Source organism: Paenibacillus lupini (assembly GCF_011761355.1).
GTDB lineage: Bacteria > Bacillota > Bacilli > Paenibacillales > Paenibacillaceae > Pristimantibacillus > Pristimantibacillus lupini.
This window is the reverse complement of record NZ_JAASRW010000001.1, coordinates 477,955-495,581: the sequence shown is the minus strand read 5'-3', so window position 1 is coordinate 495,581 and position 17,627 is coordinate 477,955. Positions and strand designations below refer to the sequence as shown.

The 17,627-nt window shown below is 47.0% G+C and carries 19 protein-coding genes; 3 read left to right on the top strand and 16 right to left on the bottom strand.

The window, feature by feature from the left end; translation table 11 throughout:
* Nucleotides 1–270: 270 nt before the first annotated feature.
* On the bottom strand, nucleotides 271–804 hold the full coding sequence (locus tag FHS17_RS02500) for an ADP-heptose synthase (RefSeq protein ID WP_167273861.1): 534 nt from the start codon (nucleotides 802–804) through the stop codon (nucleotides 271–273).
* Nucleotides 805–1,004: 200 nt separating this feature from the next.
* Here FHS17_RS02500 and FHS17_RS02495 point away from each other — a divergent pair, with 200 nt between their 5' ends.
* Nucleotides 1,005–1,982, top strand: a complete 978-nt coding sequence (locus tag FHS17_RS02495) for a YpdA family putative bacillithiol disulfide reductase (protein ID WP_167273858.1) — start codon at nucleotides 1,005–1,007, stop codon at nucleotides 1,980–1,982.
* 1 nt (nucleotide 1,983) lies between these two features.
* On the opposite strand, the gene FHS17_RS02490 is transcribed toward FHS17_RS02495, so the two are convergent.
* The 11 genes from FHS17_RS02490 to FHS17_RS02440 all read right to left on the bottom strand — a co-directional run bounded on the left by FHS17_RS02490 (nucleotide 1,984) and on the right by FHS17_RS02440 (nucleotide 12,348).
* Complete coding sequence (locus FHS17_RS02490; RefSeq protein WP_167273855.1) at nucleotides 1,984–3,321, bottom strand: DUF4129 domain-containing protein; 1,338 nt, start codon at nucleotides 3,319–3,321, stop codon at nucleotides 1,984–1,986.
* Nucleotides 3,318–4,427 carry a DUF58 domain-containing protein gene (locus tag FHS17_RS02485; RefSeq protein WP_167273851.1) on the bottom strand — a complete coding sequence of 370 codons (1,110 nt, stop codon included), beginning with the start codon at nucleotides 4,425–4,427 and terminating at the stop codon, nucleotides 3,318–3,320. The genes FHS17_RS02490 and FHS17_RS02485 overlap by 4 nt, the downstream gene beginning before the upstream one ends.
* Before the next feature lie 10 nt (nucleotides 4,428–4,437).
* Nucleotides 4,438–5,397, bottom strand: coding sequence for an AAA family ATPase (locus FHS17_RS02480; RefSeq protein WP_208420196.1), 960 nt, complete (start codon nucleotides 5,395–5,397; stop codon nucleotides 4,438–4,440).
* A gap of 42 nt (nucleotides 5,398–5,439) precedes the next feature.
* Nucleotides 5,440–6,360: a polysaccharide deacetylase family protein gene (locus FHS17_RS02475; protein ID WP_167273844.1), complete on the bottom strand. Its 921-nt coding sequence runs from the start codon at nucleotides 6,358–6,360 to the stop codon at nucleotides 5,440–5,442.
* A gap of 59 nt (nucleotides 6,361–6,419) precedes the next feature.
* Nucleotides 6,420–7,421 carry a phosphotransferase gene (locus FHS17_RS02470; RefSeq protein WP_167273840.1) on the bottom strand — a complete coding sequence of 334 codons (1,002 nt, stop codon included), beginning with the start codon at nucleotides 7,419–7,421 and terminating at the stop codon, nucleotides 6,420–6,422.
* Nucleotides 7,422–7,435: 14 nt separating this feature from the next.
* Nucleotides 7,436–8,104, bottom strand: a complete 669-nt coding sequence (locus FHS17_RS02465) for an MOSC domain-containing protein (protein ID WP_167273836.1) — start codon at nucleotides 8,102–8,104, stop codon at nucleotides 7,436–7,438.
* A 285-nt stretch (nucleotides 8,105–8,389) separates the two neighbouring features.
* Nucleotides 8,390–10,021, bottom strand: coding sequence for an amino acid permease (locus FHS17_RS02460; protein WP_167273833.1), 1,632 nt, complete (start codon nucleotides 10,019–10,021; stop codon nucleotides 8,390–8,392).
* A 112-nt stretch (nucleotides 10,022–10,133) separates the two neighbouring features.
* Nucleotides 10,134–10,433 carry a hypothetical protein gene (locus FHS17_RS02455; RefSeq protein ID WP_167273828.1) on the bottom strand — a complete coding sequence of 100 codons (300 nt, stop codon included), beginning with the start codon at nucleotides 10,431–10,433 and terminating at the stop codon, nucleotides 10,134–10,136.
* A 53-nt stretch (nucleotides 10,434–10,486) separates the two neighbouring features.
* Nucleotides 10,487–11,098, bottom strand: coding sequence for a DUF3298 and DUF4163 domain-containing protein (locus tag FHS17_RS02450; RefSeq protein ID WP_167273825.1), 612 nt, complete (start codon nucleotides 11,096–11,098; stop codon nucleotides 10,487–10,489).
* Between the two features lie 15 nt (nucleotides 11,099–11,113).
* Complete coding sequence (locus tag FHS17_RS02445; RefSeq protein ID WP_167273820.1) at nucleotides 11,114–11,626, bottom strand: GNAT family N-acetyltransferase; 513 nt, start codon at nucleotides 11,624–11,626, stop codon at nucleotides 11,114–11,116.
* Nucleotides 11,623–12,348 carry a phosphonate ABC transporter ATP-binding protein gene (locus tag FHS17_RS02440; RefSeq protein ID WP_167273815.1) on the bottom strand — a complete coding sequence of 242 codons (726 nt, stop codon included), beginning with the start codon at nucleotides 12,346–12,348 and terminating at the stop codon, nucleotides 11,623–11,625. The genes FHS17_RS02445 and FHS17_RS02440 overlap by 4 nt, the downstream gene beginning before the upstream one ends.
* A 161-nt stretch (nucleotides 12,349–12,509) precedes the next feature.
* Between FHS17_RS02440 and FHS17_RS02435 the strand changes: the two genes are divergently transcribed.
* Nucleotides 12,510–12,734, top strand: coding sequence for a hypothetical protein (locus tag FHS17_RS02435; protein ID WP_167273811.1), 225 nt, complete (start codon nucleotides 12,510–12,512; stop codon nucleotides 12,732–12,734).
* A gap of 74 nt (nucleotides 12,735–12,808) precedes the next feature.
* Here FHS17_RS02435 and FHS17_RS02430 read toward each other — a convergent pair whose 3' ends face one another.
* Nucleotides 12,809–12,946 carry a hypothetical protein gene (locus tag FHS17_RS02430; protein WP_167273807.1) on the bottom strand — a complete coding sequence of 46 codons (138 nt, stop codon included), beginning with the start codon at nucleotides 12,944–12,946 and terminating at the stop codon, nucleotides 12,809–12,811.
* Between the two features lie 143 nt (nucleotides 12,947–13,089).
* On the opposite strand from FHS17_RS02430, the gene FHS17_RS02425 reads away from it, so the two are divergent.
* Nucleotides 13,090–13,827 (top strand): HAD family hydrolase, encoded by a 738-nt coding sequence (locus FHS17_RS02425; protein WP_167273803.1) that lies wholly within the window; start codon nucleotides 13,090–13,092, stop codon nucleotides 13,825–13,827.
* Nucleotides 13,828–13,955: 128 nt separating this feature from the next.
* On the opposite strand, the gene FHS17_RS30785 is transcribed toward FHS17_RS02425, so the two are convergent.
* Genes FHS17_RS30785 through FHS17_RS02415 form a run of 3 tightly spaced genes read right to left on the bottom strand, consistent with a single transcriptional unit; the run spans nucleotide 13,956 to nucleotide 17,607 of the window.
* The gene (locus tag FHS17_RS30785) at nucleotides 13,956–14,081 is read right to left on the bottom strand and encodes a hypothetical protein (RefSeq protein ID WP_279590319.1); all 126 of its coding nucleotides are present in this window, start codon (nucleotides 14,079–14,081) and stop codon (nucleotides 13,956–13,958) included.
* A 37-nt stretch (nucleotides 14,082–14,118) separates the two neighbouring features.
* Nucleotides 14,119–16,449 (bottom strand): type IA DNA topoisomerase, encoded by a 2,331-nt coding sequence (locus FHS17_RS02420; RefSeq protein WP_167273799.1) that lies wholly within the window; start codon nucleotides 16,447–16,449, stop codon nucleotides 14,119–14,121.
* A gap of 18 nt (nucleotides 16,450–16,467) precedes the next feature.
* The gene (locus tag FHS17_RS02415) at nucleotides 16,468–17,607 is read right to left on the bottom strand and encodes a glucosaminidase domain-containing protein (RefSeq protein ID WP_167273795.1); all 1,140 of its coding nucleotides are present in this window, start codon (nucleotides 17,605–17,607) and stop codon (nucleotides 16,468–16,470) included.
* Nucleotides 17,608–17,627 lie beyond the last annotated feature (20 nt).

The following is a 17,627-nucleotide window of genomic DNA, read 5'->3' as shown; positions in this document are numbered from 1 at the left end:
AAAAAAGACCTCGAGCCGTAAATAGGCTCGAGATCCTCGTACCGATCGAACAGCAAAAAGCAGAAGTTACCCGCTTAATGTGGTCGTATCGCGAAGGCGGCCTGTACGGCATGCTTGGAAGAACGAACATAAACAATCATTGCCTGTTGTTGTTGATTCCACATGCCGGACACCTCTTTCCTTCGGAATATTTTTCATATAATCTGTTCGTATCGTAACAGACTAACTCTTACTAACGCAATAGCTGATTTTGTCGAATCGCTATCTATTTTACAAATCGCCCAATTGACTTGCGTCCGTCATGGAAATGCCTTCTTCCACCGCAAACTCGAAGTCTTCGATATCATAGATCTGGACAGGGACTCTTGCTTCCAGCAGCTTATCTTGAAACTCGAACTGATCAGACAAGAGTGGGATTTGCAGCTTCGAACTTGTCAGAAGTAGCTCTGTCTCGATTGGATCGAAATATTCTCCATAATGTGCGTTATCTACAGCATGCACAATCGTGAAATGAATCATATCATTCAAAATGAGCGGAGAGCTTTCTTTCCACGGCACCTGCATCGAGCGCTCGATTTTTTTTCGATTCAAAGGATCTTCGAAAAAGGTAATGAGCTCCCCAATTTTACTTTTCACATGCGCATCGTCATCCAAGTCATCCATGACGGGTTCCGCCCCGTCTCTCATATCGTAAAGCTCAAGTATCGATGAATAAGGCACGACGTAATCAACTGGACGGCTCGGAATGAGAAGATGTCCATACGTTGCAACCATTACTGCTTCTATAACAAATCGCCGTCGCATGTTTGACCCCTCCTTCTGCTAACCACGGTTCCACATTATTATACAATATTCCAAACCCTGTACAAGATAGCCATTCGCCAAATTTGCATTAAATCCGCAGGTAGCGGTACAATGAACGTTACTATGTTTACGAATTATGAGTAATTAAATATAGCTCAACAGCGCTATATTTGAAATTATCATTTGAGGAGGTTCCATGCATGATAAAAGAAGAAGCAATCATTATCGGAGCAGGACCATGCGGCCTCGCTGCTGCTATCGAGCTTGAACGGATCGGACTTCATCCCGTTATTATTGAGAAGAGTAATATTGCCCATTCTATCTCTATGTATCCTACTTATATGCATTTCTTCAGCACACCGGAAAAGTTGGAAATCGGGGATATCCCCTTCACAACCCCAAATGATAAACCATCCCGCCTCGAAGCGATCAATTACTATCGGATGGCAGCGCTGCGCAACAATGTTCGCGTGAATGCGTATGAGACTGTACTTCGGGTTGAACGCCAGGAAGACGGCCAATTCCATCTAACAAGCACCGATCGATACGGCGTAGAGAAGCACTATGAAGCGCGTTATGTCGTTGTCGCAACCGGGTATTTCGATCATCCGAATTATCTCGGCATCCCTGGCGAGCAAATGGATAAGGTGACGCATTTCTTCCGTGAAGCTCATCCCTATACCGGCATGGAGGTTGCGATCATCGGTGGAAGCAACTCAGCCATTGACGCCGCACTTGAGCTTGAACGTGTTGGTGCAAAGGTTACCGTAATTTATCGTGGTGCCGACTACTCAAGGAGCATTAAGCCTTGGGTAAGACCAGGCTTTGAAGGTAAAGTTAACAACGGTATCATTCGTATGCTATTTAATTCTCGTGTCGTTGAAATCGACAGTCATCATGTGATCGTAGAAAATCCGGAAGGCCGTCATTCTGTAGCCAATGATTTTGTACTTGCCTTAACAGGCTTCCATCCTGACCGTGATTTCCTGACAAGCTCAGGCGTGAAGATTGAGGAAGAAGGCTTCCCTTACTTTGATGAAACAACAATGGAGACGAACGTCCCTGGCCTGTTTCTGGCTGGTGTCGTCGCCTCCAAGCATGAAGCGAATGAAATTTTCATTGAATCCGGACGCTTTCATGGTACAAAGATCGCCCAATATATCGCATCGCTTAAATAAGTTACTTCCTTTGCTCGTCCAGTCTCTTTCTCAGGGATTGGACGAGTTCTTCGTTTGGCTCCTGTCCCCCGTACCGTACTTCGTCATATAAGCTAGTCAGCTGCTCAACATCTGCATTGGTCTGAGGCTTATTACGCCAAGCAAGAATATCTGAGCCCGTTTCTTTAACGGTAAAATGCGGCTTAAACGAGTATCCCTTCCCCGTCGCACCAGCAACGAACCAACGGTACAGATAACGAACCTTATCTCCCGTAGTACGCAGTTCCTCCCAGCGGGCTTCTTTCTTCTTGCCAGGTTTAAGGAACCTGTCAGTCCATTTGGACTGTGACACGAGACTTTCCACCTCATCGGTATACCCTTCAGCACTGTCCTTCCTATCACTTGCACGTTCCCATATCCGGCCCAATGCTTTGTTGATGAGCTGATAAAGCTTACGCCCAACAAAGAATAAGAGGACCGCGACGCCAATGATCAACAAGGTTATGCCAATATACTTAGCAAGATGCTCCAGCCATATCAACCATTGTGGATGATGATTAGCTTCTACCGGAGGCAGAATACTTTGCTCTGGAGGTGGTGTATCTGCAGGTGGCTCCTGGACTGGTTCTTCTGATCTGTTCAACCAATCCATGATCCGATTCATGACAGCGTGAAAGAATGCTTCGATGGAGCTCTGGAGCTGACGGAACAACCCTGCAATGAGCAATAATACAGCTACGATACTAAGCATAAACCGGTTTTGTCGTTTGAATACCTTAGTCGTAGCAGATTGGATTGCTCCGCCGGAATGAGTCTCGTACGTAAGTAGTCTTTCATTAATGATATAAAGTAAAAGAACGAGTGCTGCAATCCCGCATATGGTCAGGAAGGTAAAATACGGCTCAAGCTGCTCACGTAGATGAGCTGCGATCGTTAGAATCACGTACAATATGACACTTACAAACATAAGCGTATTCGGGAATGCTACATACCAGCCTTTTGTAGCTGCTCTCATCCCATTTGTAGAAATGAAAGCTCCTAGGAGGCCTAGAATAAGAACCGTTATGCCTGAAAGCTCAGCATTAAATGCTATTAATACAGCTAATAATAGTATCGTCTGCCCCGCACCGAGCAAGATAGCAATAAGCAAACGGTAAATCCTGCGATTTACTTTCACTTTGCGAATCCATAACGCTCCTAAAGTATATACGATTGGAAGCGTAAGCAGCCATGAAACCATAAAGCTGCTGGTTGAAGCATAGAAAGCGGCAATAAATAGAAGCGGCAAGTAGAATAATGTCTCTATACTTCCTTGAAGCAGTCGCAGCCCTATCAGATTATGCGAATTAGATTGGTTCATCCCGCTTCACCTTCCTGCTGCTCTGCTTTAGGCTGTTCGGTAAGAGTCCAATGAACAACTGCATTGCCATTACGCCGTAATCTGTCAGCTTGAGATTCCAGCTGATCGTTCCAGAAGGTTGAGATCACCAAAACATCACGCTGCGCATATCCGCTATCTGCTTCCCGAGTCAGCAGATCGATAAACGGCTCTGTCCGGAGCAGCTCCAGCTTCGCCATCGCTTCGAATATTTCAGACAAATGTCCGCCGCCGCTGCGCGGTTCAATGAGTGTGCTGCCAAACTCACCGATAATCGGCATGTTCGTGCAGAAGCCCGCTTCCATCCCGCTTTGAATAACCGATTGAGCAGCTCCAGCTGCCCATTCAATTCCATGTTCGATCAGTTCTTCATCATTAACGGTCCGCCACATATTCTCATTGTCTTCCACGTTCAAATAAATCATAAGCTTGCGATCAGCGGTGTAATCATATTGATGCACCTGCAGCTTACCTGCTCTAGCCGTCGCCTTCCAATTCACCATCTTATGCGTATCGCCGGAACGATAATCCCGTGTTCCCATGACGACAAACGGATCCTCAACAATCCATCTCCTGACCGATAATTCCCCTTGCCAGCTATGCGAAGGAAGCTCATGAACGGGTACATCAGCTGGCGTAGGATATACGATCAGCTCGCCATTCAAGGCAATCTGCTTTGTTTGATGAATGAAGCCTAAAAGATCGCCGGCTGTCATTGTAACCGATTGCAGTTTATACCAGCCACGCTTCGTACAAACAATGCGATGTCTTCTTGTAATCTTAGTATTTGGCATTAAGGTAAAGAAGCTTTTATGATTTTGAGACAGCGTACCGCTGCTCACTTCGAGATTATCTTGACGATGGAATAATAAGTCCGACGATAATTGTGATTCTACCCTCATCCATGGGACAGGCAGCCATTTGGCATTCGTCAGCTGCTCGACTAGTTCAATGGTTTCGCCGCGATAGCTGACTCTCTTTTGAAATTTTCGCTCATAACCGATTTGCTTTAAGCCATAACTATGAAATAATTTTGCCTGCAGAAAAAACACAAGAATAGCTGCGAATGCGACCCAGAATATAATCATCCGCTCACCACTATCGGGAGACGATCCCAGCTTCCGCAGGTACTGCGGTTTGCCGGATAATATCTTCGATGATGACTTCCGCCTGCTTATGAGATCTGTGCATACCTTTAAGAGACAAACGATGGGCAAGAACCGGCTTTGCCATTGCTTTCACATCATCTGGCGTTACGTAATCCCTACCTCGCAAGATTGCATGCACCTGTGATGCTCGAAGTAAAGCTTGACTGCCACGTGGACTGACACCGATATTAACATCTTCTCTGGAACGAGTACGTTCAATTAATTGCAAGAGATATTGCAGCACTTCATCGGATACACGAACCTCCGCGTAACGACGCTGTGCCTCTGCAATATCTGCTGCTGTCGCTACCGGCTCAAGCTGGCCCAGCGGATCGGCATTATTAAATCGTTTAAGAATTTGAAGAGCTTCTTCTGTTGTTGGATAACCCATTTGGATCTTGAATAAGAACCGGTCCAATTGAGCTTCTGGCAAAGGGAATGTCCCTTGATGCTCCACTGGGTTTTGAGTAGCAATAACCATAAATGGCTTGTCCAATCGTTTGGTCTCACCATCCACACTGATCTGGCGCTCCTCCATACATTCGAGGAGACTGGATTGCGTACGAGGAGTCGCCCGATTGATCTCATCGGCAAGCAGCAGATTAGTGAAGAGCGGCCCCGGACGAAACTCGAAGCCGCCATCTTTCTGATTATAATATTGAATACCGCTAAGGTCAGAAGGCAGCAAATCCGGCGTAAATTGTACCCTTCGGAATTGAAGCTTAAGCGATTGTGCGAGTGATTTCGCGAGCAGAGTTTTTCCCGTGCCAGGGACATCTTCGAGCAGGACATGACCAGAAGTAATTAATGCGATAAACAACAGCTCAGTAACATTATCTTTGCCGACAATAACCCGGCCAATATTCGTATTCAGCTTCTCTGCTAATTGGTTGATCGATTGGAATGACATGTGCAAGACTCCTTTTTCGTTATCGAATGACTCCAGTTGTGATTACGCCCTGCCGTAAACTGTCTTCTGCAATTGCTGAAGATCTCTCCAATGAATAACCCGAATCCCTTCCGCTTTAAGCGTCTGCTGGATTTCCGGGTCTCGGAACAATTGAAACTCCATTCCCCGCTTCTCAGGTTGACCATGGAAAGCAAGCAGCTCGTCAGTCACGAGCGATGGATGGAATAACAGTTCCGTAACACCAGGCTGAAGATGATGAAGCATCTGCTTGAGATCCGCTTTGACGGACTGATACGTCTCACCTGGTTTTAGCGGGAAAGGTAATCCGAGCAAATAGTCAAGGACGACAACGCCCATTGCATGTGCTAATAAGCCAAGCTGCCTTGCCTGTTCCACAAGCTCTTGCGGGACCATCTGTTCATTAGCTGCAGCAACCTTACGAGGCAGCCGGAAAGGCAAGCCATATGCCGCACACACTTCAAACACTTCTTTCAGAAAATGTCTGCCTGTTTCAAGTCCATACAAGCTTCCCATGTGATTATCCGCATGAGTAGGCTTTATCCCATGAGCGAGAGCAGCCTCGATCTGGGCAATCATTTCGTCTTTTACCTGCCGCGGATCAGCTTGCAATTCAAAGGTTCTACAATCTTTTGGAAAATAGCCATCACTAGTAATAAGCGACTGCGTATCACTGCCTTTATTGACTGGCCCCCACCGGTAAGCATCCCACTCACTCGTGAAAGTAAAATGAATGCCGACATCGTACCCCGGATGCTTGGCACTCCAAAGAGCCGCTTCCTTAGAGGACTTGCAAGGCATCATAATCGTTGCCGAACTTACCACATTCTCTTGAAGCAGCTGCTCAATTGCTTTATTCGTGGATGGACATAACCCAAAATCATCTGCATTAATAATTAACAATCGTTCCTGGCTGCCATATCCAAGTGATGCTGCGACGTTCATATCGACTCATCCTCTCTACAATTAGCAACATTAACGAACTATGCCTGACTTGATCTGCCCTACATAAGCCTACTTTGAAACAGCTCGAGCAACTGTTTCTCATTATTGTCTACCCATTCGCAAATCCGGTATGTCTGATCGATGAAGCCTGCTAGAATGTTTGCATCATCGAGCCCTTCCTTGAAGCGGTTCGTGAAGTGGAGAAATACATCCAGCACACGAAGCTTAATGAGAAGCGGTAACGCTTCCAACTCTTCCTGTGTCAGACTGCCTTCTGGGCCATACCCTTCACAGAATAGCTGAATCGACTCCCAAATTTCTGAATCCTCACCTTTGAAAAAGTCAATGAGAGCAACAACCAGCTCCATTGGTCTTACATCAATCGTGCAAAACTCAAAATCCAGAACACCAATAATGGAATCGCCGTCAGCAACTGTATTGCTGAAATTTAGATCTCCGTGAATCCATTGATGTGGCAATCCTCGCAATTCTCTCATTTTGACGGATAGACCTTTTAATTGAGTCATGATTACAGCAGCTTTGTCCGCCAGATTCACAAACTTCTCAGATGACTGAATAATCATGGGAAGTTCATCTTGGATTAGGGAAGAGTAAGTCTCTTCAATTAAGTAATACGGATCATAGATAGGAGCTTGCTGAATCGATAGTTTCCCAAGAGCTTTAGACAATCTAGCAGCGATTTGACCAAGCGATTGAATATGTGCTTTGTGATCAGCTTTCGGCCGTTCTCCCGGAATATATCGATACATGGCTGCAAGTGCCCCATCTTCACATTGGGAAATTGTCTCACCCGACTGATTCAACACGGGAACTGGGATTTGAAATCCAAGCTCCTGCTCGTGAAGAGCATATAACACATGATGCTCCAGCTTAACAATATCCCTGTTCCGGTGATTGTTGTAGATGCGAAGCACGTAACGTTCATCGCCTGCTTTGATCATTCTTGTTGTGTTGTTCATCCCGCTGTCCCCCGGCACAATCATCCAATCGGAATCGAGCCGGTACTGCTCAATCAGCGCAGCGATTTCGTACTCTTTCAAACCGTGCTTCCTCCTTACATTTGCTGCAGCCGCTCCACACGGCTCTTTAACGTTTGCTTCCAACTGTCTGACAGCTCATCTACCGCAAGCAAAGCAGTCATGCCCTCGAGGTCAGTCTTTCCTTCATACATGACGCGATTAGCTTCCGCCAGAGAGATCGCTGCAGGATGCCGCTTAACCAACTTGAGGTCTTCGCCTGCACCAATTTCTCCTTCTTGCAGCACTCGGAAATAAAAGCCTGTAAATCCGGTCTGCTGAACATGGGCTGTCAGCTCAGGCCGCTCATGACGAATGCCAAGCTTGAAGCATGGCTGTCTAGGCTGGCTGACTTGCACGACAACATTCCCTGCCTGAAGGACGTCTCCAATACATAAATCCTGCTCTGACCATTCCGATAATGTCCAGTTCTCTCCGAAAGCACCATAGCTCAGTTTATTTCCCAGCCACTCTTCCCAATAGGGAAAATGACACTCGAAATAGACGCAAACCGCTTTGTCCGGCCCGCCGTGATGAACAAGATCTGCCTGCCCGTCACCGGACAATCCGGTAGTGCTTAAATAATGTTTGTCATTCGATGCCGACTTAAAAATACCGGTCTGTATAGGCTTTGCTCCATGCATGGCCTCTACAGGAATTCCGACGTTTAGAGATACAATACGGCTGTTCTTTATTTCCCAAGACATTTGCTTCTCTTAGCCTCCTGTCCTAATCTACTCTTCCACTATTATAATCTTATTAGGGAGAAGATGGCAAAAACATCTTTTGCCTGTCTATTATTAATGCCATTAATCAGCCTAAAACACCTATAAAACCAGTCTTTTCAGCCATGAGTAACTAGTCTTTCAAGACTACTCTTCGACACCTTTTGTAGCATTCGAGCCTGTAATGTCGAAAACGTTTTGTTTGTGTAGTTTTATGCGCTTCCCCGGGAAATATCAGGCGCAATATTTCCTCATTTCCCAAAGTTTTCAGTGAATATGGAATTTTCGCTCAATTCTGATGATTTCGCCTCTTGGCCGCTTTAACCGACTTTGAAGCTTCGCCAGATGCTGCTTCCGGTATTTCCGATCCATGACCATGATGAGCACAAGCAGCACCCCCGTTCCAACCGCTCCCCATATCCCAAGCGCAAAGACAGAAAGTACTCCCGAGACGATCAGCCATACAAACGCCGACCAATTAACGAATGGACTGTATGCACCTAAATGCCAGGGAGCATCCTCCAGCAAGCGATGCCTTCCATGCAATCTTAACTTAATCCCAATTGGAATCGCATAGGCCAGCTGCAAGCATAATACTCCTAATCCAAGTAAGCTGGAGATAGCCACCTCTCCCCCATCGACCAGTCTCCCTACTCCAAACAAAATAACGGATAAAACAGAAACAACTAGTATGGCTGGTAAAGGTGTTTGAAGTTTCCTAGTTATTTGAGATAACACTCTGCTGTATGGCAGTGCCTGATCTCTTGCCAAACAGAAGACAGCCCGCGAGCACACAAGCATCTCGCTGTTCCCACTCCCCCATAAAGCAGCAGCAATAACCAGAACAATAAGTGAATTGCCCTGCCAGCCATCGAGCGCAGCAGCCGCGAACAGGTTGTCACTACTGCTAAATAAGGTAGTTCCCACGATCGCCGGAAGAACCAGCGTAAGGCACATCAAGAGAACGAATCCTCCAATCATCGTGTACACCGATGAAAAATAGATCGCCCACGGAACACGAACTCTTGGATCCCTAATTTCCTCAGACGCCTGGGCGGCTCCATCCATCCCTAGAAACAGCTTCTGCAGTACAAATACACCAGTGATAAAAGCCCACGGCGTGACATGACCGTCCAGCGTGGATTTTTGAAAGGAATATAGCAGCTCAGGCGAATACACGCCTTGCCCGAAAGTAATATAGATCCCGCCAATAATGGCTGCAAGAATCGCAGCCTGCAGCAATATCCCTGCTTCCAGCATAGAGCCGAGACGGCCTGTTCCCCAATGGTTCACCACAGCTTGAAGGGCAGTAATCCCGATTAGAAGCAATCCCGTTGATAGCCACGAGGAAGAATAATCGAGCCATACAGCCAGCATTTTATCCAATATATATGCACATGCCCCATTCATAACCGTCATGATGGCAAGGTGTCCGGCGAGATGGAACCATCCGGCATACCAGCCCCACCGCCTTGTTCCAAGTGCTGACGACCAATGATAGACACCACCAGCAGTCGGTACGGCTGATGACAACTCCGCAAGTGAAGCACTAACGAGAAGACCAAACAACGCAAGGATCGGTAATCCAATGCTGACGACTGAGGGTCCCCCCTGCTTCAGAGCAGGACCAGCTAACAGAAATATGGCTCCAATGAAGCCCATGGATTGAAATGAAAGGCCAAATGACGCGGCGGCGCCTAACCGCCTCCGCAGCTGTTGGGCGAGCCCAAATAAATTAAGATCATGCTTATCCTGCTGTGACTGGGCATATTCGCCATATGCAATCATACTTATGTGCTTCGAAGCACAAATACTATTCTGTGCCCTTGCCGTAATCATCAAGGCACAGACACAAACAATAGCAAACAGCAAGAGACCAATCCAAACGGCGACCATCATCGAACCCCTCCCTACTACGATAATGTATGAGGGAGTAAGATCGGTCATGTCAGGCAACAAGAAGAGGGCTGCCCATAAGGACAGCCCTCCATGCCGGCAAGCAGCCGGGCTTTTATAATTCCGAGAATCGCAGCATTGCGAATGATGTAATAACAGCCGCCGCCCATGCCAAAACATGAATGATCAGCCATCGCCATCTAGCCCGAAAATCCAGTCTTCTAAGTGTCCAAACATTGACCCCGATAAGGAGTAAGGTGTAGACCGAAACTATAACTAAACCATATGCCTTTTGGGATCCGGTTGATGGTGCCATAAATCCATAGAGTAGTACAATACCGCCAATGAGTACGTAGGGAAACAAAGCGCCAAGCACAAGATGTGCGATTAAGCCAAGCCATTTCTTTTTGGCCATTCGGATCAGCTCCTTCTGGCAACTCCCCTAGCATGTCCATTGCCGTCTCTGCTTTAGTTGTTTGGTACCATAACACCTAATGGCCCGTTCTCACTCACGATATCCTGGAGATCATAAGCCGAAATCGGAAAATACGGAAACCCATAAGCATAAGGGGTCAACTCGTACAACGAAAAATAAATGACGATCGAACGGTCCGCAATATAATAATCCTGATCAGGCCGAATCGATTGGAACGGTTCCAGAGTACTAATGTCCCGATCCTTAATCTGCTTATCGACGATCTCGGATATCCGGTGAATGTAGGCACTCCCCGGTTTGAACAACTGCGGAAGACTGTAGGCGTGTCCAGTCGATACACGAAAAGTGAGCGATACCTGCAGCGTTAATCCATGCGTGCCCCCCGAATAGGTGTAATTAAATAATGATAGGCTGAGAATATCTCTCTCGTTGGTCTTCACTTCGTAATACCCGGTCATTTCAGCCCGGGGATCGTCCAGCGAGCCCTGCTCGTCTACCAGCTGTTGAGCCGCTTTTCGAATGGATTCATTGATTCGCTTGATCGCATCATCATTCGGACCGCCGCTTACATAAGGAATCCATAGCTCCGCTTTGGGGGAAGCCGCTCTTGCCGATTGGACAATAACTGGAGACTGAAATGCCATTTCGAAGACACCTACCTATTTGGTCAGATGCTCCATTATATGCAGGGTACGTCTCATTTCATGCCACTCTATCCCGCCATGTGATGATGAAGATACTCCAATATACGTAAAACCCGCTTGCTCATAGAATCGGATAAGATGAGGCTCGCACATGAGAATAATGGCGTCATGTCCTGCCGCATCACATTCCTTAACCAGCTTGTTCAAAAGCATGGCTCCAATCCCCTGCCGTCTTGCTTCATCCGCTACTGCAACGGTCAGGATGCAGAAGTTATTCCCTTGTTCATCATCCTGCTGGTCGCCCTTCATTTCATCGCCGCAGGACCATGCCGAAGTAAGAATGCCGTTCGTAATGCCAAGCAGCTTATCTCCCGACCATGCCGACCAGAAGTATCCAGGGTAATGATCAAAGCGATAACGGAACCCTTCCCGCGTGCCCGCAGCATCCGGTACATAACAGCGTTGCTCCAGATAAAGCGCTTCTTCCAGTTCGTCTTCCTTAATCAGTCTAAGCTCGATATTGCTCACAGCAGCATTTTCTCCCGTTCAGTCAATCTTCTGCCTTTTACATCAAGAACAAGCTCACCATTATTCAAGCCAATGATCCGGTCGGCAAACCGTTCTGCCCAATCCCCTTGATCAAGCACGGCAATAACGGTCACTCCCTGCTCCTGGCTAAGTCTCTTCAGATCAGATAACACCCGGTCAGCGGTATGCGGATCCAGGCCGGCTACTGGCTCATCTGCCGCAATAACCTTCGCGCCGTGCACCAATGCCCGGGCAATGGCAATACGTTGCCGTTCGCCGCCACTCATTGTGCTAGCTTTCTGATGTGCTTTATCGATCAAGCCTAACTTTTCAATCGTATCCATTGCACCCATATAATCGTCGCTGCGCAGCATCCCTGTCCATCTGCGCCATGCCGGTGTTTGAGTAACCGCCCCGATGCTTACATTCTTAAGGCCTGTCTTATTCTGATGAAGTGCGGGCTTCTCTTCCAAATAAGCTACTGCCCGGCGGATCTTCAGCTTACCTGAAAGGCCTGACTTGAATATATCTTCCCCTTCGAAAAAGTAATTTCCACTCGTCCACTTTTGCTGCAATGCCAGACATTTGAGCAGCATCGACTTCCCGCTCCCGCTAGCCCCTTTTATCGCAATGAATTGGCCGGGCAATACTTCAAAGCTGATGTTCTTCAGAATGGTAGGCCCGCCGGGAATTTGCTGTGTCAGATTCATTATTTTCAACATTAGTCCATGCCCCTTTTTGTAAACGCTTCGCAACTCTATAAATCTAGTTTACGAGAAACAAAAAATAGTTTCCACGCGAACAAATGTTTGCTATAATAAAAACAGAACAAGTGTTCTTAATATCCATCATCCCATAATCATTTGAAGGAGGCTGAATCACCATGAATAAGAGCTGCGAAAACTTTCGTTATTTAGAGAAAGGATGGCCGCGCCGGGACTTAACGTTTAAATTTTATACGGACGGAACATTAAAGATTATCGATAATCTTGCAGAGGAGGTGATTTCGCCAAATGATTTGAAGGGAGACAGCATGGACTTTTATGTTCGGCGTCGTATCGCCTTTATTAAGAATAAATTGACCAATGCTCAGATGAAATATGCTTAATATGCTTAAATACATTTATGTAAAACGGAATGCAAGATGACCTTAAGTGGCATCCTGCATTCCGTTTGCCTTCGTTATGGCAGTTGTTTATTAATTCCATTTAAACTTGAAGGTCGGTTTGCAATTTTGTTCAGCTTGAGGCCAATGGCTTCAGACTTGCTGCTGGATTGGTTTTGGCGGTTCTGCGTTTTATCAGCTTTATTAAACGGCATGCTCATCACCTCCCTGCTCTGTATGAGAATGATTAGCTTAATTCACCTGAATTAAACATCCGATTTGCCCCTTCGTTGACGTAGGGCTTCTAATGAGGTAGATTGTTCATACGATGAACTTCACTAAAGGAGCCGTGCTTTATATGAAGCAAAACCTTTTTTTTGACCTGGATGACACTCTAATCCATTGTAATAAATATTTCTATTTCGTTATCGAGCAGTTTGTTGATGCGATGACGACATGGTTTGCCGGTTACGAAGGCGTTAGTGCCGAAGCCGTGCGTAATAAACAGACAGAAATTGATATTGCGGGTGTAGCTGTGCTCGGATTTAAGAGCGAGCATTTCCCGCAGTCTTTTATCGATACATATAACTACTACAGTGACCTGACCGGCCGCAAGCGCTCCTCCACGGAGCAGGACTTCTTGTGGAAGCTTGGTCTTAGCGTCTACGAGCATGAGACTGAGCCTTATCCCAATATGGAATCTACGCTTGATAAGCTAGCTGGAGATGGTCATATCCTCCATCTTTATACCGGTGGTGAGCTGACGATCCAGCGCCGTAAGATTGAACGTATGCATCTGGAACGCTACTTCGATAATCGGGTTTATATCCGCCGCCATAAGAACAGCGAGGCACTGGAGCAAATTTTGGCTCAAGGCGGTTACGACCGTGGCTTAACCTGGATGATTGGCAACTCTATCCGCACGGATGTTGTTCCGGCGTTAACTGCTGGCATTCACGCCATCCATATGATGGCAGAATCGGAATGGCAGTATAATGTTATCAATATCGAAGTAGAGCCAAAGGGCGCTTTCTTCACCTTAAATAACCTGCTGGAGGTCCCTCCTGCAATCCATGACTACATTAACCGTGGGTAACAAAGAAAGGAGTAAAGCGGCCTTGGCTGCTTTACTCCTTTTTTACTAAGAAATCATTCCGATTGGCGATAAAAACTTCCGCTTAAACGCGGTCGCTCTTCCTCGAAGTACTCCGATAGGAGTTTTTCTCACATAAACGATGCTTCGTACCAAACCCCGGAAAAGAAAAGAATCCCGCCTAAGCATAGTAGAACAAATAACAGAATGACTGCTACGATAACCGTGCTTACAGCTATTCGAGCAAGCTTTCTCATTATCATATCGTCCCTCCTATTGCATGCACCTACTGATCTACTGGACGGTTAACGTTCCTATATCCCTGTCCATAAGCACGAACTTGCTCTTGGTGCTGCTGCCATCTGGACGCTTGAAGGTCAGTTGACTTGTCGCCCCTCTTTCCAGCAGGGATTTAATCATCGTGATCGATATCGTCTTCCCTTGCTGCTCCTTCCAGATAACAAAGGTACAGCCATCTCGGAACGCGCTGCAGCCAAAACCACGTTTACCCTCAATGATTTGACCATGGCAGCCGGCTCTCGGACAAGCTGCTATGGGTTCTCGTGTCGATGATGGACTTGCTGCGCTTTGCCTGCTGGAGGAAGCTGCTGCTGTCCGTGTACCAGATGATGTAGCTCTGGACGAGGATGAGGCAGAAGCTGCTGTAGAACGCTCTCTACTTCCGCTGGCTGTCTTAGTCGTACGGTTGCCTTTCTTCGCACCAGCAGCAGCTGTCCGCTTACCGCCGCTTTCCCGTTCTTCGAACGTACCTGGCGCCGCTGGACGCTGCTGACGCACCTTATCGACGATCATAGCAGCAAATTGCTTCACTTTCATTATAAATTGATCATCAGATGCTTCACCACGTGAAATTTGATGGAGACGCTGCTCCCACCGGCCTGTCATCTCCGGTGATGCCAGCAGATCTACGCCAGCTCCACGGATCAATTCAATCGCTGCACAGCCTTTTGAGGAAATCTCAAGCTTCTTGCCGGTTAGTCCAACATAACCAACCTGCTTCAAACGCTCGATCGTTGCTGCACGTGTAGCAGGCGTCCCTAAGCCGGTATCCTTCATTGCTTCACGAAGCTCGTCATCTTCCATCGACTTGCCCGCACTTTCCATTGCTTTAAGCAAAGTCCCCTCAGTATAGGCTTTCGGCGGCTGAGTTGTTTTCTCGTGCGCTTCCGACTTCACACAGCGTACACCTTGGCTCGGCTCAATAGAGAAGGGTTTATCCATTAGCAGTTCTTCTTCATCAGCCTCAGCTTCGTCCTTCTCGCTGCCTTTACGCTTGCTCGTCTTCTTCGCCGTTTGTGCTTGATCCTGCTGTACAACCTTCCAGCCAATATCCAGCAATTCCTTCGCTTTCGTACGGAAGGTTTCGCCTTCTACTTCTGTTAACACCGTATGGTTCTTATAAACTGCCGGCGGGTAATATTGCGACAAGAAACGTCTGACAATCATGTCATAGATGTTCTGCTCTTCCGGGTTAAGTCCCGAAGGCCGTTTTGGCGTTGGCATAATCGCATGGTGATCCTCGACCTTTGCCGGATTACAAACAGCCTTATTGCCTTTATGCACCCGGCTGCGGTCTGCACCATTCGCAAGCTCCCTGTACGTATCGTTGCCTTGCAGCATCGAAAGCACCTTCTGCATAACAGGTAAATTTTCTTCCGTTACGTAGTTAGAGTTCGTACGCGGATAAGTGATTGCTTTATGCTTCTCGTACAAAGCCTGCGCAATATCAAGCGTCTTTTTCGCCGAATAACCATAACGGCCATTGGCTTCCCGCTGCAGCAGCGTAAGATCATGAAGACGGAACGGATACTCTTTGCTCTCCGCTGTCTGATAATCTTTAATAATGCCAGGCTTGCCTTGAGTCTTGGCTGCTAATGTCTCCGCCTTTGCTTTATCTGTTAACCGATCACCCTGCCATATACCGGAGTAACCAAATCCACTCTGATCGAAGGAAGCTTTCACCACATAATACATATCTGACTGGAAAGCAGTAATCTCCTTATGGCGGTCATACAGCAGCGCAAGTACAGGTGTCTGTACTCGGCCAACAGACAGCAGAGCTTTATGACGGATTGTAAACGCACGCGAAGCATTCATCCCAATCAGCCAATCTGCCTCACTGCGCGCCCGTGCTGCCCTCGTCAGCGGTGCGTACTCTTCATCACTCCGAAGGGTATCAAACCCCTTCCGAATCGTCTCAGGCGTCAAATCAGAGATCCAGAGACGGTCTGTCGGCTGAGGAAGCTTCAAATATTGTCTAATCAGATGAAAAATAAGCTGTCCCTCTCGCCCGGCATCGCAGGCATTAACGAGACGGCCGCATCGCTTCGCAAGCTCACCGATCGTCTTTAATTGATCCTTTGTCCGGGCATTTGGCCACAGCTTGAATGTTTGCGGGATGATTGGCAAGTCCTGATCATTCCACTTTTTATAGCGGGCATCATATTGGTCAGGCTCCGCTAAAGTAACCAGATGACCGATCGCCCATGTAATAATAAAACGGTCACCTTCCAAGTACGTCCGCTTATTAGATGCCTTTGGTTCAACAACCGCAGCTATCGTCCGTCCCATATCCGGCTTTTCCGCAATAATTAATGTCTTCAACAAATCGCCTCTCTAACTCTAGCTTGTTCGTTCCACTTTGCTTTTCATCGTTGCAAAAATTTTACTCACGCCATCTGCCCAATGCTGATCCTCCGCATATTTGCGGTTGATCCATGCGATCGGGTCCTTGCCCTCCGGCCGATTCCTGCTCCATTTCAAGACAGTCTCTGAAGCGATCCGTGCTGAGTCATGAATGGTCGTATTATAGTCTTTCCAGCTATAAAAAACATTGAACGGATTATTGGCGATCTTCTTCGCCTGTTTATTCGACTTCGGCACAAAAGCCTGCTCCTGACCGGTAATCGCGAATAAAAAGAGGGGATGTATATCAAATGTTCTAGCGGCATCAATAATGGCATCCAAATAAGGCTGCTCAGCTAATAACGAATCTCTGCTGTTTAAAAAATCAACAAGACTGACCTTGTCCACATCAGCATAACGAAGCTCTTCCGGTAATTCGTTATTTTTTACCACCGGCTTTGCTTTTTCGAAGGATTGCAAATTTACAGGTGGCTGAAGCTTGTTAGGAGACGGCTTCAATAATGACCAGCCATACAGCAGGGATGCACAAACCAGTAATAAAGATAAAAGAAGATAAGTCAAGGTTTGCTTCGACCTATACGGCTTCGCAAACTTCCTGCCATCATTCTGTAATGGAAGAGGAACTACCTCTGCCAGTTCAGCAACCGGCGGTCTTATGTTCACCTCTATAAGATGCTCAGACCTCATCCATTCCTTCAACTGCTCCCATGCACCTTGTATGGAAGGCTGTTGATGCTGCACCAGCTTGTCCAATTGAATATGAAACAAGTCCCAAGCCAGCTCGGCACCAGTCTGCTCCTCTACCCATTGATGAAGCGGCGTAACTACTTTGGCATCCGTCATATCAAGGGATAAGCAAGCTTCAAAGATATCATCCGCTCGGACCGGCATTTGCTTCTCCAACACGGTTGTCCGGATCAGTCTCGCTGTAACCTCATGTTTAATCGCTTCCTCGAAGGAAGGAAGCTGCTTATGGATAATGCGGCTGACAGCATCTGCTACAATCTCTGCCCGCTTATCTTGCGGCATAGCCGCATATTTATGCTGAACGTATTGTCTGATTTTGCGTACATCGGTTGGGGTTAACACAAAAGCTTCTGCTTGTTCGGCCGGCATGACGAATTCTCCCCTTTACG